Annotated in this window: 17 protein-coding genes; 7 read left to right on the top strand and 10 right to left on the bottom strand. The window is 61.6% G+C overall.

Annotated elements, in window-relative coordinates; all coding sequences use genetic code 11:
• Positions 1-17: 17 nt before the first annotated feature.
• Positions 18-734, bottom strand: a complete 717-nt coding sequence (locus AC0L3I_RS08700; RefSeq protein ID WP_473526629.1) for a hypothetical protein — start codon at positions 732-734, stop codon at positions 18-20.
• Between the two features lie 11 nt (positions 735-745).
• Positions 746-1,858 (bottom strand): endonuclease/exonuclease/phosphatase family protein, encoded by a 1,113-nt coding sequence (locus AC0L3I_RS08695; protein ID WP_473526628.1) that lies wholly within the window; start codon positions 1,856-1,858, stop codon positions 746-748.
• Positions 1,859-2,013: 155 nt separating this feature from the next.
• Here AC0L3I_RS08695 and AC0L3I_RS08690 point away from each other — a divergent pair, with 155 nt between their 5' ends.
• Together AC0L3I_RS08690 and AC0L3I_RS08685 are read left to right on the top strand one after the other, a co-directional pair.
• Positions 2,014-2,625, top strand: coding sequence for a BA14K family protein (locus tag AC0L3I_RS08690; protein WP_473526627.1), 612 nt, complete (start codon positions 2,014-2,016; stop codon positions 2,623-2,625).
• 202 nt (positions 2,626-2,827) lie between these two features.
• Positions 2,828-3,112 carry a PilZ domain-containing protein gene (locus tag AC0L3I_RS08685; RefSeq protein ID WP_123151893.1) on the top strand — a complete coding sequence of 95 codons (285 nt, stop codon included), beginning with the start codon at positions 2,828-2,830 and terminating at the stop codon, positions 3,110-3,112.
• A 53-nt stretch (positions 3,113-3,165) separates the two neighbouring features.
• On the opposite strand, the gene AC0L3I_RS08680 is transcribed toward AC0L3I_RS08685, so the two are convergent.
• The 3 genes from AC0L3I_RS08680 to AC0L3I_RS08670 form a co-directional block, all read right to left on the bottom strand.
• Positions 3,166-4,146: a DUF3592 domain-containing protein gene (locus tag AC0L3I_RS08680; RefSeq protein ID WP_473526626.1), complete on the bottom strand. Its 981-nt coding sequence runs from the start codon at positions 4,144-4,146 to the stop codon at positions 3,166-3,168.
• Between the two features lie 252 nt (positions 4,147-4,398).
• Positions 4,399-5,418 carry a ketol-acid reductoisomerase gene (ilvC, locus tag AC0L3I_RS08675; RefSeq protein WP_258123577.1) on the bottom strand — a complete coding sequence of 340 codons (1,020 nt, stop codon included), beginning with the start codon at positions 5,416-5,418 and terminating at the stop codon, positions 4,399-4,401.
• A gap of 100 nt (positions 5,419-5,518) precedes the next feature.
• Positions 5,519-6,211 (bottom strand): TetR/AcrR family transcriptional regulator, encoded by a 693-nt coding sequence (locus tag AC0L3I_RS08670; RefSeq protein ID WP_473485317.1) that lies wholly within the window; start codon positions 6,209-6,211, stop codon positions 5,519-5,521.
• A 107-nt stretch (positions 6,212-6,318) separates the two neighbouring features.
• On the opposite strand from AC0L3I_RS08670, the gene AC0L3I_RS08665 reads away from it, so the two are divergent.
• Positions 6,319-6,594: an anthrone oxygenase family protein gene (locus tag AC0L3I_RS08665; RefSeq protein WP_473526625.1), complete on the top strand. Its 276-nt coding sequence runs from the start codon at positions 6,319-6,321 to the stop codon at positions 6,592-6,594.
• A 37-nt stretch (positions 6,595-6,631) separates the two neighbouring features.
• Here AC0L3I_RS08665 and AC0L3I_RS08660 read toward each other — a convergent pair whose 3' ends face one another.
• Complete coding sequence (locus AC0L3I_RS08660) at positions 6,632-7,090, bottom strand: MarR family winged helix-turn-helix transcriptional regulator (RefSeq protein ID WP_473526624.1); 459 nt, start codon at positions 7,088-7,090, stop codon at positions 6,632-6,634.
• Between the two features lie 97 nt (positions 7,091-7,187).
• Here AC0L3I_RS08660 and AC0L3I_RS08655 point away from each other — a divergent pair, with 97 nt between their 5' ends.
• Together AC0L3I_RS08655 and AC0L3I_RS08650 are read left to right on the top strand one after the other, a co-directional pair.
• A complete protein-coding gene (locus AC0L3I_RS08655) occupies positions 7,188-7,493 on the top strand; it encodes a Rieske (2Fe-2S) protein (RefSeq protein WP_473526623.1) in 306 nt (101 codons plus the stop codon).
• A gap of 1 nt (position 7,494) precedes the next feature.
• The gene (locus AC0L3I_RS08650; protein WP_473485313.1) at positions 7,495-8,205 is read left to right on the top strand and encodes a glutathione S-transferase family protein; all 711 of its coding nucleotides are present in this window, start codon (positions 7,495-7,497) and stop codon (positions 8,203-8,205) included.
• Between the two features lie 107 nt (positions 8,206-8,312).
• On the opposite strand, the gene AC0L3I_RS08645 is transcribed toward AC0L3I_RS08650, so the two are convergent.
• Positions 8,313-8,723: a winged helix-turn-helix transcriptional regulator gene (locus tag AC0L3I_RS08645; protein WP_473526622.1), complete on the bottom strand. Its 411-nt coding sequence runs from the start codon at positions 8,721-8,723 to the stop codon at positions 8,313-8,315.
• A gap of 136 nt (positions 8,724-8,859) precedes the next feature.
• On the opposite strand from AC0L3I_RS08645, the gene AC0L3I_RS08640 reads away from it, so the two are divergent.
• The gene (locus AC0L3I_RS08640) at positions 8,860-9,750 is read left to right on the top strand and encodes an SDR family oxidoreductase (RefSeq protein ID WP_473526621.1); all 891 of its coding nucleotides are present in this window, start codon (positions 8,860-8,862) and stop codon (positions 9,748-9,750) included.
• Positions 9,751-9,804: 54 nt separating this feature from the next.
• Here AC0L3I_RS08640 and AC0L3I_RS08635 read toward each other — a convergent pair whose 3' ends face one another.
• On the bottom strand, positions 9,805-11,724 hold the full coding sequence (locus AC0L3I_RS08635; RefSeq protein ID WP_473526620.1) for a potassium transporter Kup: 1,920 nt from the start codon (positions 11,722-11,724) through the stop codon (positions 9,805-9,807).
• 103 nt (positions 11,725-11,827) lie between these two features.
• Complete coding sequence (locus tag AC0L3I_RS08630; protein ID WP_473526619.1) at positions 11,828-12,568, bottom strand: pyridoxine 5'-phosphate synthase; 741 nt, start codon at positions 12,566-12,568, stop codon at positions 11,828-11,830.
• Positions 12,569-12,680: 112 nt separating this feature from the next.
• Between AC0L3I_RS08630 and AC0L3I_RS08625 the strand changes: the two genes are divergently transcribed.
• Positions 12,681-13,085, top strand: a complete 405-nt coding sequence (locus AC0L3I_RS08625) for a SpoIIAA family protein (RefSeq protein WP_473526618.1) — start codon at positions 12,681-12,683, stop codon at positions 13,083-13,085.
• 27 nt (positions 13,086-13,112) lie between these two features.
• On the opposite strand, the gene AC0L3I_RS08620 is transcribed toward AC0L3I_RS08625, so the two are convergent.
• Positions 13,113-14,240, bottom strand: coding sequence for an ATP-dependent DNA helicase (locus tag AC0L3I_RS08620; RefSeq protein ID WP_473485394.1), 1,128 nt, complete (start codon positions 14,238-14,240; stop codon positions 13,113-13,115).
• Between the last annotated feature and the right edge of the window lie 74 nt (positions 14,241-14,314).

Below are 14,314 nucleotides of genomic sequence, written 5' to 3'. Positions count from 1 at the left end.
TTTTTCGGGCCGATGCGTTAGTCCTTGTCGGCAAAATGCCACTCGATCAGTGGCTTCATATGCGGCATCAGCCCGTCCGGCAGGTCATCGGCATTGCGGATGATGACAGGCCCGTCGATTTCCGGCTCTGCCTCGGCGGCGACAAAGGCACTGATGCGCTGCGCGACCTCGTCGGCGGATGCCGTCTCGCGATAGCGGCGAAAGATCACCGTGCCGGTTGCCGTCGACAGGGCATAGTAGCGCCTGCCGCGTGTCGCGCCGGCAAGGTCGAGGCCGGTTTCTTCGCGCACCTCGCGGATCATGTTGAAGTCGACATCGACAAGGCCGTCGCGGAAATCGGTCGGCTCGAACGAGCCGGCGGCGAAGTAGACGCGGCCGGCATTGACCGTGTGTGACGCCATGCGGATCGCCACCAGCGCATTGTCGCCGGCGACCAGCATGGCATGGGCATAGGCGTGCTCGGCCCCAGCCACCTGCCGATTGCCGCGCCAAAGCATGAAGGTCGAGTAGCGCACCGCATGGCAGCGGCCGACCAGGCTGTTGTCGCGATAACTGAGCGCCGAAAGCAGCACCACGGTGCCATCGAACAACGCCGGGTTGGTCAAGGTCTCGCGCCGCCAATTCTCGGCGATCGCTTGCGCATTATCGCGTTCGAACGGATGCGGGCCGGGGTCGAGCCTGACGTCGACGGCGTCGACCGGCAGGATGATGTTGCGCGGCAGGTCGAAGCTCAACGAAACGATCCTCAGGCCATTTCCAGGGTGATCGCCACCGGACAATGATCCGACGCCTTCGGCCGGTCCCAGCCGGCACGCGGAAAGCGGTCCACCTCCTGGCCCGCCGGAAAGATCGTGCGCCAGGGCTGGCCGTTGCGGATGATGTCGGGAACGGCGGTCGCATTCTTGGCTGCCAGTTCCTTCGACAACAGGATGTAGTCGAGCTGGCACAGATGCCGCTCTTGCGGTCCGCGCGTATGGTATAAGGTCCAACGGTCCATCTCCGGGCGCCGCTCGACCGCATTCTCGCAAAAGCCGCCGGCGGTGAGCACGTTGAGGCAGGACTGGCTCTCATCGATCACCTCGAAGCGGTAGCCGTCAAAGGCGTCGCCGAAGATCTTCACGCGCTGCCGATAGTCGTTCATGTCGCCGCAGATCGCCCAGCTTTTATCGGCGGCGTGATCCCCACCGAAACGCTCCTCGATGATCCGGCGCACCGCTTGCGCCTCGGCGATGCGCAGCGGCATTGTCGCCTGGCGCCCGTCGAGACCGTTGCGGGGCGAGCCCATCGACTTGAAGTGCACCAGATACAGCGTCAGCGGCACGCCACCGACTGTCAGGTCGATTTCCAGGCAGTCGCGCCGGAAGATGCGCTGGTTGGCCTGATGCCCAAGCGCTGCCAGTTCCGGCGTGTGCAGGCCGAATTGTTCGAACGTGACATAGGCGTGGCTTGTCATGCGCACGAATTCGATCGGCTGGCCCTGCGCGGTCTCGTTGCGCATCATCACGGCGACGTCGATGCCGCGCGAATCATTGCCGGCTGTGGTGTATTTCTGGCGGTAGCCATGCCCGACCATCTTGAACAGATAGCCGTATTCGAAAGCCTTCAGCGCCTCGATATTGTCGACCTCCTGCATGCAGATGATGTCGGCGCGGGTGGCTGCGATGGCCAGTGCCGTCAGCTGGCGCGTGTCGTCGGATAGCGCGATCGCCCGCGCCTGTTCCAGCATTTTGTATTCGGCCTCGCTCTGGATATCGAAGAGCGCCAGCGTGCGATCTTCATGGAGCTGGTTGCGGTATCCGGAAAAATCGAACCTGTTCATCAGGTTTTCGACATTGAAGGTGGCGAGGCGCAGGGACATGGCGGTGACCTTTGCCCACAAGCGCAGCCGAAAACAAGGGGGCTGGGCGATGCCCATTCATGGTTGATGGAACCTTTCCGTTCATCTTCCGTTCAGACGCAAAGGTCCATGATTAAGGGTTAGTCTGAGTGGGGCCTGAATCTTCGGAGAGTGAAATGAAACCGCTCTTTTTGACTACCATTCGATCGGGCATGTTGACCTTGGGTCTTGTTTCCGGCCTCTCGGCGCCTTCCATGGCCGGGCCCATTCAGCCTGACGTCCCGCTCCCAACTGCTGCCGCGGCACGCGAAATCGTGCCGGTGCGCGATAGCTGGGCTGGCGGCAATAATAACGTCTGGATGCGTGGCCGTAATTTCTCCCGGAACTGGAACCGTGGCAATTGGAACCGTGGCAATTGGAACCGTGGCAACTGGAACGGTGGGCGGCACTGGCGCCATAATCGTGGCCGGTACTACGGTGGCGGCCATTACGGCCGGTACTACGGTGGCGGCTATTACGGCCGTTACTACGACGACGACGACGACGACGCCGCCGCCGCGCTTCTCGGTTTGGGCCTTGGGTTCGGCCTTGGCAGCCTGTACCAGGGCTACTACAACCAGAGCTACTACAACCAGGGCTACTACAACCGGGGCTACTACAACAACGGTTACTATTCGAGCGCCCATGTCCGCTGGTGCTACAATCGTTACCGGTCGTATCGCACCTGGGACAACACGTTCCAACCTTATAACGGCCCGCGCCGGCAATGCTGGTCGCCCTATCGCTGATCGACTGATGCATTCCAGACGGCGCCGCCCCTCGCGGCGCCGTTTCCGACTGGCTCAGCCTTCTTCTGAACTGTTCTTTGTCCGGCCAGGGCACCGCGAAATCGTTTCGCCGCCGACGATAACGCTATGTTTATCCGGCAGGGCTAGTTATCTTGCCGATCGCACCACATGAAATGCGACGATCGCCGGGGATTGGCGCGCGATGGCTGAAGACGAACACCGGGACAAACGCAGGCAGCGCGTCTTCAAGGGCGCGACGATCCTGACCGGCATGACCAGGTCCGAGGTCACGTGCACGGTGCGCAACATGCATGACGGCGGCGCCGAACTGAAGGTCTCGATCGATGCTCGCGTGCCCGACGAATTCCTGCTCTATGTGCCGACCGACGGCATCGCCTACAAGGCAGTGGTCCGCTGGCGCCGCGAGGACCGCATCGGCATCATGTTCACCGGCACCGAGCCAAAGCCCCACTGGCACTACGGCTAAATCCCCCGAACCGCGTCCTCTGAGCAGTCGACGAAGTTAGGAGAGAAAATCTCCTAGAATACCCCGACGAGCAGTGCGGCCCCGGCAAGGAAGACAGAGGCGGAGACCCACAGGACCCAAAGTCCCCGCACCCTGCAGTCGAGAACGGCCGCAGCGGGATTGGCGGGATCGTAGTGGACCTCGACCTTGTCGCCCTGGAGGTAGCGCTGCGATTGACCGCTGACGAGGCCTGGCAGCGAGGCCGTCAGGTTCGAGCCGAAAGCGACGCGGTCGGAGGCATAGCGCTGGCCGGCGACGCTATAGCTATAGACGACGCGGGATTTGAAGACCGTTCGCCAAGGCCGGTACCCACCGTCCTTCAACCTGTCGCGGATCTGGAATTTCTGCAGGCCCGATGCGTCGATGCGTCCCGTGGTGACAGGCCATCTGGCCGCCTGTTCCGCTAGCGACTTCTGGGCAAAGCGCATGCGCAAGGTAAATAGCCCCATCACAAGCAGCAGGGCCCCCGCGCCGAGGTTCTGCGGCTTGGGCAAATGCGGCCTGATCGCCTCCAGGACGCCGCCGACGGAGAAGACCAACACCATGGCGCCAATCACCAGCCCCGCCGAAAGCTGGATCATAAACTTGAGGGCGCCGTCGGGCATGGTGCGCTCGATCACGGCCTCGGCCGGATCGGACGGGTCGTAGAAAACGGTTACGTCGGCTCCCTTGGGAAACCGCGCAAGGGTTTCGGGAACGGCGAAGTTTCCGACATTCTCCTGCACGCTATAGCGCGAACTGCGGAACGTTTTCCCGCCCACCTTGTACTCGAAGGTGATCGCCGGGAAGCTTCGAGTCTCGGTTGAACCTCTGCGTCCCGAGCCGGATCCCGAACTGGTCACTTCGCGAGCCTCCACTCGTGACGAGAGGATCTTTCCAGGAGTCGGAAACCAGCGGCTGACCGCCCTCACCTCTCTGCACTTCAACAGTGTGACAACGGTCAGCATGCCGGCGACCACGCAGGCGAACCCGACCAACAGAAGTTTGAGTTCCAAATCTGCCCCCTCGGCAACGCATGCCTGCGCATGCATACCACGGCAGCGAGCATACCGCGTCTTTTCAAATACCGGCGAGATCACCAGCCATTGATGTGAAAAAAGCCGGCGGAACGCTCCGCCGGCTTTTCTGAGCATTGATAAAATCGTGAATTAATTCTTGGCCTTGTCGACCAGCCTGTTCTTCGAAATCTCCCGCGCGCCCACAGGGCGAAGCCCGAGGACGCGCAAGGAAACGAACGTGGATTTCGATCAGTTCTTGGCCTTGTCTACCAGCTTGTTCTTAGAAATCCACGGCATCATCGCGCGCAGCTTGGCGCCGACTTCCTCGATCTGGTGGCTGTCGTTGTTGCGGCGGATGCCCTTGAAGCGCGACATGCCGGCGCGGTATTCCTGCATCCATTCCGAGGTGAACTTTCCGGTCTGGATGTCCTTCAGCACGCGCTTCATCTCGGCCTTGGTGTCGGCGGTGATGATGCGCGGGCCCGAAACATATTCGCCCCATTCGGCGGTGTTCGAGATCGAGTAGTTCATGTTGGCGATGCCGCCCTCATAGATCAGGTCGACGATCAGCTTGACCTCGTGCAGGCACTCGAAATAGGCCATTTCCGGCGCGTAGCCGGCTTCCACCAGCGTCTCGAAACCGGCGCGGATCAGTTCGACCAGACCGCCGCACAGCACAACCTGCTCGCCAAACAGATCGGTTTCGCATTCCTCGCGGAAATTGGTCTCGATGATGCCCGAACGGCCGCCGCCGACACCGCAAGCGTAGGACAGAGCGAGATCGAGCGCATTGCCCGAAGCGTCCTGGTTGACCGCGACCAGGCACGGCACGCCGCCGCCCTTCTGGTATTCGCCGCGCACCGTGTGGCCCGGCCCCTTCGGCGCAATCATGACGACGTCGACCGAGGCCTTCGGCTCGATCAGGCCAAAGTGCACGTTGAGGCCGTGGGCGAAGGCGATCGCCGCGCCGTCGCGGATGTTCGGCGCGATCTCGGATTTGTAGATGTCGGCCTGCAACTCGTCTGGCGTCGCCATCATCATCAGGTCGGCCCATTTGGCAGCCTCCGCCACGCTCATCACCTTGAGCCCGTCGGCCTCGACTTTTTGGGCGGTCGCCGATCCGGCCTTGAGGCCGATGGCGATATCCTTAACGCCGGAATCCTTGAGATTGAGCGCATGCGCCCTGCCTTGGCTGCCATAGCCGATGATGGCGACCTTCTTGCCCTTGATCAGATTGAGATCGGCGTCGCGATCGTAATAGACACGCATTTTTCTTCCTTCCCGTTTTTGAATTCAGAGCATGATGCCGAAAAGTGTGAAGCGGTTTTCGGACGACATCATGCTCTATCTCTTTGATTTAGAGCCGGATTCAGATTTCAGGTCGACTTGACCTGAAATCATCCGGCTCTAGGGGGCCTTGCGGCCCGGTTTTTGCTCCATAAAGAGCGAGAAACTGCTGCGTCGCCCGGACGGCATCGCCGCCGATCGCCGCATCAGTCATTTCCAGCCGGTCGCCGAGCAGAAGGCGAATCTGCACGTCACGGGCGACCAGCCCGAAAAAGGTGCGGAATGCCGCTTCGGCATCGGAGAACTCGAGAAGCCCGGCCTGCCGGCCGGCCTCCAGCACCGGCTTCAGGCGCCTGGCCAGCGCGAAGCGGCCGTTCTCCAGCACGATGGCGCCAAGATCGTCGTTCCCCGAGCCAGCACGGCCAATGGCGACGCGGTTCAGCGCGATCGAGGTGTCGCTCGAAATCACCTTGAGCCAGTCCGAAGCGAAGCGTGCGAGGCTCACCGTCAGCGAAGCAAGGGTAAGCCCCTTGCCGTCGACCGGCGGCACGCGCACCTTCGAGGCCTGCCATTGCACCGTTGCCGTCAACAGCCCGTCGCGATCGCCGAACCATTTGTAGAGCGTTTCCTTGGAACAGCTCGCCCGCCGCGCCACGGCGGTCATGGTCAACTGATCGCCCTCCTCGACCAGCAGGCGAAGTGCGGCATCGAGCACGGCTTTCTGCCGCTCCGTCAGCGCTTCGCCGTTGTCGATGTCGACGGTTGCCTGCAACAAGCTGTTTTCCTGCTCGATAACGGCGGCAGCCAGGGCCGTACCGTACGTTACGGTTCGGCATGTCTATGATGTATTGTCGGACCCGGTGCAAGCCCTATCTCCGCTTTTTGACGTCGATAGCCGTCATCGCATGTGTTCTTGGTGTCGTTGCCTGGTGGCAGACCGGTAGTCTCGCCTATCTCATCGGGGCGGTGTTGATCATCCTGCCCTGGCCATGGACGCTGATCGCAATGATGCCGACAAACCGATTGCTGGAGGCGATGGACGCGGCCGGCACCAATCCGCAGGCCCGGGCGTTGATCGTCAAATGGGGCAATCTGCACCTGGTTCGCGTCATGCTTGGCGTGCTGGCGGCACTGGCGTTCCTCCGGGGAAGTGCCTGACGTCGCCGCAACCGATCTTCAGCGCCAATGGGCCACATCACTCCAGCATGGCCGGATGACGCAGCCGCCCAAGCAGAGCCGACAAGGTTTCCAGGTCTTCATTGGAAAGCTTGGCACCGACCAGTTCCGCGATCGATTGTCCGTAGACGGCCCACATGTGGCGGCGCGTCTCACGCCCTTTCTCAGTAATGCGGATGGTCTGTCCTCGCCCGTCATCGGCAACCCTGAGCTTCTCGACCAGCCCGTCCGCTTCGAGCCGCGCCAGCAGCCGGGAGATGTTGTATTGCGCAAACAGGGTGCGCTCGATCAGCTGGAATGGCCGCAAGCCGCCCTCGCCGGCTTCGGCAAGCTCATGCAGCACATCGTACCAGGCAAGCGGCGGTAAGCCAGCGTCCTTCAGCGCGTCTTCGGCTCTTTCCACCAGCTGACGCGAAACGCGCATCAGGCGCGCCCAGGCCTTGATGGCCGCCGGCGAAGGGTTGGTCTGCTCCGTCATGGTTGCAGCATAGGCGATAGATGCAATTGCATCAAGCTTGACGATCGATGCAAATGCATCTATATAAATGCAATTGCATTGATATCGGAGTACTGCCATGAAACATGAAATCTGCAAGGTCGCCGACATCCCGGAGACGGGCAGCCTGATCGCTCCATTCTTCGGCCGCGAAGTCCATGTCTACCGCAGCGGCGAGCGTATCCGCGCCGCCGCCAATGTCTGCCTGCATTTCGGTGGGCCGCTCGACTGCAAGGACGGCAAGCTGGTCTGCCAGTGGCATGGCGCCTCGTTCGACATGGCGAGCGGGGATCGGGTCGAAGGCCCGGCGTCCAAAGGCTCCCGTCTCATGTTCCTCTCCACCCGCGTCGAGGACGGCGCGTTGAACTATGTCTGGGGAGAATGAAATGACCGACAAGCTCGCTCTCGTCAGCCATCCCCTATGTCCCTATGTGCAGCGCGCGGCGATTTCGCTCGCCGAAAAGGACGTGCCGTTCGAACGCCTCACCATCGATCTCGCCAACAAGCCGGCCTGGTTCAAGGCGATATCGCCGCTCGGCAAGGTACCGCTGCTGCGCGTGCAGCAGAATGGCGAGGAAACCGCGATCTTCGAATCGGCGGTCATCCTCGAATTCCTTGAGGAAACGCTGGCCAACCCACTCCACCCTGCCGACCCGCTGGCCCGCGCACGGCATCGCGCCTGGATCGAGTTCGGCTCGGCCATCCTCAACGCAATCGGTCGACTCTATTCCGCACCGACCGAGGTCGCCTTCCTTGCCGAAAGCGAAGGTCTGTCGGCAATGTTCGATCGTCTCGAAATAGAACTGACGGCTGGCCGAGCTGGGCCATGGTTTGCCGGCGAGCGCTTTTCACTGGTCGATGCTGTCTATGGACCAATCTTCCGCTATTTCGACGCCTTCGATCGGATCGGCGAGTTCGGCATCCTGAGCGGAAAGCCGCGTGTCGAGGCCTGGCGGAAGGGATTGCACGAACGCAAGTCGGTGAAGAACGCTGTCGCCCCGGATTACCCACAGCGCCTTCATGCATTCCTGCAAGCGAAGGGTTCACATCTTTCGAACCTCACCCGCTGCTACGAGGCGGCCACCGCCCTTCCTTGATACCGATCCGCCTGAACGGATCGACCGCGGTTCCAGCCACCATCGATCCTTCAGCGGTATCGCCAATCAAGCCGTCGCGCTTGGCGTTGCCACTCCAGCACTGATGGTTAGGTCTCGGTAGCGTCGAATGCGTTCCGCGCGTCGCGCACAGCGCCATGATTGAGCTCGGCCCACTGGAGCAGCTGGTGCAGGGGTCCGAACATCGAGCGTCCGAGATCGGTCAGACTGTATTCGACGCTCGGCGGCTTGGTCGGGAACACCTCGCGATGGACGTAGCCGTCGCGCTGCAAATCGTGCAGCGTCTGGGTGAGCATGCGCTGTGAAATGTCGGGCACCAATCGCCGCAATTCGCCGAAACGGTACGGCTTTTCGGCCAGCGCCATTATCAGCAGCGAGCTCCATTTGTTGCTGATGCCTTGGATCACATCGCGAACCGGACAGTCCGCAATGTTGCCCCCGCCGCTGCCCGCTTTGTAAATCTCGAGTTTCGATCTCAGACTGACGATTTTGTTGTCCATCGCTGGTTCCCTGCGCCTGCCTACCTCCCGCAAAACTGCCTTCTTTACGGAGGTCGGTCAATTCCTATTTTAGTGCTGGTCTCTTTTTGAGACTTATATAAGCACCCGCCGCTCCGGCGCAACGACAGGACTTCCCATGACCGAAACCCTTCTCGTCACCGGCGCCTCCGGCCAGCTCGGCCGCGGCGTCATCCATCATCTGCTGGACACGCTCAAGGTTCCGCCCGCACGCATCATCGCCGCCACCCGTAATCCGGAAAACCTCGCCGACCTGGCGACGCGCGGCGTTGCCATCAGGCAAGCCGATTTCGATGACACGGCGTCGCTCGTCGAGGCATTCAAGGGCGCCGGCAGGGTCCTGATCATCTCGACCGGCGAGATCGACCTTGGGGGCAAGCGCCTCAAGCAGCACGAGAATGCAGTCGCAGCCGCCAGGAAGGCTGGTGTTTCGCATCTGCTCTACACCTCGATGCCCAATCCTGAGCCGGGATCGCCGGTGCTGTTTGCGGGCGATCACTACGGGACCGAGCAGGCGATCAAGGCAAGCGGCATCCCCTACACGATTTTCCGCAACGGCTGGTATCAGGAGAACCTGTTCATGTCGCTGCCGCATGCCATTGCCTCGGGGCAGTGGCACACATCGGCGGCCGACGGCCGCATCGCCCATGGCGCTCGCGACGACATGGCCGCAGCGATCGCCGTCGGCCTTGCCTCGGGCGATACTGAAAGTACCACATACACGCTGACGGGTCCGCAGGCCTACACTGTCGCCGAGATCGCGGCCCTGGTGACCGACGTCACCGGCAAGCCCATCGAGGTCGTTCAGCTTTCGGATGAGGCGTTGACCGAGGGCCTGAAGGCATCAGGCGTTCCCGAAGGTTTTGCCCCCGTCGTCACTTCCTTCGACACCAACACGCGCTCCGGGCGGATCGCCATGGTGACCGACGCGATGGAGACACTTTCAGGCAAAAAGCCGAAATCGTTGAGGCATTTCCTCGAGGCGAACAAGGCAGCTCTGGCCGGCTGAAGGCCGCGGAGATTCTAACAAAAGGCGTGCCTTTCGACGGGCACGGCCTTTCGTCTAGATAGCCACCTGCGTCCCGATCTCGACGACACGTCCGGTCGGGATCTGGAAATACTCCGTCGCATCCGCTGCCGTGCGCGCCAACCCGATGAACAGCTTGTCCTGCCACACCGGCATGCCGGAATTGGGTGACGCCTTGAGCGAGCGCCGCGATAGGAAGAACGACGTCGTCATGATGTCGAATTTCCAGCCTTGCTTGCGGCAGATCGCCAGCGCACGCGGGATGTTGGGCTGCTCCATGTAGCCGAAGGTCAGCGTCACCCGCATGAACAGCTCGTTGATCGTTTCCATCTTGACCCGGTCACTGTCGGGCACGACGGGCTGCTGCGCCGTCACCACCGAGAGGATGACGTTCTGTTCGTGCAGCACCTTGTAGTGCTTCAGGCTGTGCATCAGCGCGGTCGGCGCACTGGCGGGATCGCTGGTCAGAAACACGGCCGTACCGGACACCAGCTGCGGCTTCTTCTTCAACAAATTGCCGGCAAGGAAATCGAGCGGGATCTCATTCCTGCGGGTCTTGTCGAACAGATACCTGGTGCCTCTTATCCAAGTCCACATGGTCATCACGATCACTGCGGCAATGGCAAGCGAGGCCCAGCCGCCTTCGAATACCTTGACGATGTTGGCTGCAAAGAAGCCGGTATCGATGAAGACGAACACCGCCATCAAGGCGATCGCGACGGCGAGCGGCCATTTCCAGATGCGCGTCATGACGACAAAAAGCAGTATGTTCGTCACCAGCATGTTGCCGGTCACCGAAATACCGTAAGCCGAGGCCAGTCTACTGGATTCCCCGAAGCCGACCACCAGCAGCATCACCACCAGCGCCAGCAGCAGGTTGACGCGCGGCAGGTAGATTTGGCCCGACTGTTTTTCCGACGTATGCAGGATCACGAAACGCGGCAGCATGTTGAGCTGTACTGCTTGCCTGGTCAGCGAGAAGGCGCCGGAGATCACCGCCTGGCTGGCGATCACGGTCGCCGCCGTCGCCAGCACCACCATCGGGATAAGCATCCAGCCTTCGTTCATCTCGAAGAAGGGATGACCGACGACACCGCCATTCGCCAGCACGAAGGCGCCTTGCCCGACATAGTTGAGCAACAGGCAAGGAAACACTACCGCCAGCCAGGCAAGCACGATCGGGTTGCGCCCGAAATGGCCGAGATCGGCGTAGAGCGCCTCGGCGCCGGTGACGGCGAGAAAGACCGCACCAACCGTGACGAAGGCAACTTCGGGCGAGTTGACCAGGAATGACACGATATAATGCGGGCTGATTGCCAGCAGGATTTCCGGGTCATCCATGATGTGGTTGAGGCCGGAAAGACCGATGGCCAGGAACCACAGCGCGGTAACGGGCCCGAACACCAATCCCACGCCGCCGGTTCCGAACCGCTGGACCGCAAACAGGATCGCCAGAATGACCAGTGTCAGCGGCACGACATAGGGCTGGAAGGTAGGCGTGACAACGTTCATGCCCTCGACCGCCGATAGCACTGAAATTGCCGGGGTGATGACTGCGTCGCCGAAAAATAGAGCCGCGCCAACGATGCCGATGCCGAGGATCGCCGCCGAGTGTGCCGGAAAGCTGCCGCGTGCCAACGCCATCAGAGACAGCGTGCCGCCCTCGCCCCGGTTGTCGGCGCGCAGCACGAACATGATGTATTTGACGGTGACGGTTATCATCAGCGACCAGATGATCAGCGAAAGCACGCCAAGGATATGGCCGCGGTCCGCAACGTTGCCGCCAGCCGAAGCGCGCAACGCCTCGCGAAACGCATAGATCGGGCTGGTGCCGATATCGCCATAGACCACGCCGAGCGCGCCCAGCATCAGAACCTTGGTGCTGTGCTGTTCAACCTCAGGATGGCTTGATTGTTCGACTGGTTCTGCCTCACTACCACTGTTGGTAAGGGCCATGGACGACACTCCGATAAGCGGGCGGTGCTCTACGCTTGCTGCGATGCAATATCAAGTGCCCCAACGTGATGGCTGCCATGTCCGCAAAGCGAGGCTTCCATCTCTACCACCCACAGGCCTTCAGAAATCTTTTGCACGTACCGGCCATGCCATACTCCAACGCATCGGCTGTCAACCCATGTCCGATCGACACTTCGGCCAAAGCCGGGATGCGCTTTGCCAATGCCGGCAGGTTGGTCACCACCAGATCATGGCCGGCATTGACCTGAAGCCCGGCGGCAAGCGCGGCATCCGCGGTTTTTCCCAATCTTTCCAGCTCTTTCGCCGCTTTTGCAGAATCGGAATGATAGCTGCCATATGGACCCGTATAGAGCTCGATCCGGTCGGCGCCGGTGTCGCGCGCGGCCTTCATGCCTGCCGGATCCGGGTCGGAAAACAGCGACACGCGAAAGCCTCCCTTTTTCAGGCGCTTGACGATCGGTGTCAGGAACGCCGCCTCGGCGGCGAAGTTCCAGCCATGGTCGGAGGTTGCCTGGGCAGGGTCGTCGGGCACCAGCGTCACCTGCTCCGGCTGGTGCTTTTCCACAAGCGCCAGGAAATCCTTGCTGGGATAACCCTCGATGTTGAACTCTGCCTCGGGGAATTCATCGTCGATCAGCGCCCTGATCTCCGGCAGGTCGGAATGCCTGGTGTGCCGTTCGTCGGGCCGCGGATGCACTGTCAGCCCATGCGCGCCCGCGGCAAGTGCGATGCGTCCGAGCCGGGTGACGCTTGGCCACGGCAGGTCGCGCCGGTTGCGCAGCATGGCGATGGCATTGAGATTGACGGAGAGTTTTGCAGGCATGGCTTCTCGGGTCCGGATGTATTTGCGGCCATCTATACCGCCTTTGGCGGGAACAGACAGGGGGTTTCCGGTGTTCCAGAGGGACGTATGATATCCAGCAAGAGGAAGACCCGTGAATTATCTTGAAGCCGTGCCGGCGGTTCGCCGCATCGACACCGACCGCGACGACCTGTTCGCCATCGACGTCGTCGGCCATGTCACGGCGGCCGATGCGGAAAACCTGTTCGGTTTGCTGGAGGCGGCTTACGCGCTGCACCCGAAAATCGACGTGCTGGTGCGCCTGATCGACCATGATGGCGTCGATTGGGTCGATGTGTCGGACGAAACGCTTGAACAGGGCACGGCCCATGCCGTGGAGCATGTCGGCCGCTGCGCTGCGGTCGGCGAGCCGAACTGGGTACCGGACGCGCAGGCTTTGCTGCCTGCTTCCCTGCCCGTCGAGCTCAGGCATTTCGGGGCAGAGGACGAAGCATCCGCCTGGGAATGGCTCGGCGCCAGACCGCTTGCGCCACGCTGACGCAGTCACAGTCCTGGCTCGATCCGCCTATCTGACAATCGTCAGCCGTTCGGCCGCGCGCGTGATTGCGGTGTAGAGCCAGCGCTGGCGGGTTTCCTTGAATGCCCAGCTTTCGTCGAAAAGCACGATCTCGTTCCACTGCGAGCCTTGCGCCTTGTGCACCGTCAGCGCGTAGCCATAGTCGAAATCGTCGAAGCGCTTTTTCTGCTGCCAGGGAATATCGGCGTCAGGGTCCTCGAACGCCGCTTTGAGCAGCTTGATCTTGGCAACGCCGCGGTCCGGATCGTCCTCCTCCGGTGAGACCAGTAAATTGATGCCGGGTTTCACCGTCTCGCGCGACGAGGTCATCACCTTCCACAGCGAGCCGTTGAGCAATCCCTTGGCCGGGTCGTTACGCAGGCAGACGAGCTTGTCGCCGGCCTGAGGGTAGTCGGCATTGAACCCTTTCAGCTCGCGCAGCCGCTGATTATAGCGACGCCGCGTCCTGTTGGTGCCGACCAGCACCTGGTCCGCCTTCAGCACCAGTTCCTGGGTGACGTCTTCCTTGCCGATCACCTGCGCCGTGCCATAATCGCCGCGCATGAATTCGCGACCCTCGCGGACGTCGAGCGCCAGCCGGATGATCGGGTTGTCGCGCGCCTGCCGGTGGATCTCGGTGAGCAGAATATCCGGCTCATGGTCGGTGAAGAAGCCGCCGCCCGAGATCGGCGGCAACTGGCCGGGATCGCCGAGAACGAGGATCGGCGTGCCGAAACTCATCAGGTCGCGGCCGAGCTGCTCGTCGACCATCGAACATTCATCGATGACCACGAGCTTCGCCCGCGAGATCGGGCTCTGCCGGTTGAGCGAAAAGGTCGGCGATATCAAGGTCTTGCCGGTCACCTCGTCCGCCACCGATTCCTCGCCCTTCGGCCGGTAGATCAGCGAATGGATGGTGCGGGCATTGACCGCGCCCTTGGAACGCAGCACCTGCGCCGCCTTGCCGGTGAAGGCAGCGAACTGCACCTGGCCGTCGACATGCTCGGCGAAATAGCGCGCCAGCGTCGTCTTGCCGGTGCCGGCATAGCCGAACAGCCGGAAGAGCTGCGGCTTTCCGGCCTTGAGCCAGGTGGCGACGGCTTTCAGCGCGTCGTCCTGTTGAGGAGAGAATTCCATCAGCGCGAGAGACCGGATTCGCGAGGGAAAGACAAGGCCGACGGCCATTAACCAAGTTCGTCGGCAGCGGGCCG

This window comes from Mesorhizobium sp. WSM4840, assembly GCF_055811755.1.
The sequence above is the reverse complement of the archived record's forward strand: the minus strand, read 5'-3'. Positions and strand labels throughout refer to the sequence as shown.

What these genes read in the sequence shown, in the direction of transcription:
- AC0L3I_RS08640 (WP_473526621.1), top strand. Translation starts at nt 8,860, where the DNA reads ATGACCGAAACCCTTCTCGTCACCGGCGCCTCCGGCCAGCTCGGCCGC.
- AC0L3I_RS08685 (WP_123151893.1), top strand. Translation starts at nt 2,828, where the DNA reads ATGGCTGAAGACGAACACCGGGACAAACGCAGGCAGCGCGTCTTCAAG.
- AC0L3I_RS08630 (WP_473526619.1), bottom strand. Translation starts at nt 12,568, where the DNA reads ATGCCTGCAAAACTCTCCGTCAATCTCAATGCCATCGCCATGCTGCGC.
- AC0L3I_RS08690 (WP_473526627.1), top strand. Translation starts at nt 2,014, where the DNA reads ATGAAACCGCTCTTTTTGACTACCATTCGATCGGGCATGTTGACCTTG.
- AC0L3I_RS08695 (WP_473526628.1), bottom strand. Translation starts at nt 1,858, where the DNA reads ATGTCCCTGCGCCTCGCCACCTTCAATGTCGAAAACCTGATGAACAGG.
- AC0L3I_RS08645 (WP_473526622.1), bottom strand. Translation starts at nt 8,723, where the DNA reads ATGGACAACAAAATCGTCAGTCTGAGATCGAAACTCGAGATTTACAAA.
- AC0L3I_RS08655 (WP_473526623.1), top strand. Translation starts at nt 7,188, where the DNA reads ATGAAACATGAAATCTGCAAGGTCGCCGACATCCCGGAGACGGGCAGC.
- AC0L3I_RS08650 (WP_473485313.1), top strand. Translation starts at nt 7,495, where the DNA reads ATGACCGACAAGCTCGCTCTCGTCAGCCATCCCCTATGTCCCTATGTG.
- AC0L3I_RS08635 (WP_473526620.1), bottom strand. Translation starts at nt 11,724, where the DNA reads ATGGCCCTTACCAACAGTGGTAGTGAGGCAGAACCAGTCGAACAATCA.
- AC0L3I_RS08620 (WP_473485394.1), bottom strand. Translation starts at nt 14,240, where the DNA reads ATGGAATTCTCTCCTCAACAGGACGACGCGCTGAAAGCCGTCGCCACC.
- ilvC (WP_258123577.1), bottom strand. Translation starts at nt 5,418, where the DNA reads ATGCGTGTCTATTACGATCGCGACGCCGATCTCAATCTGATCAAGGGC.
- AC0L3I_RS08660 (WP_473526624.1), bottom strand. Translation starts at nt 7,090, where the DNA reads ATGACGGAGCAGACCAACCCTTCGCCGGCGGCCATCAAGGCCTGGGCG.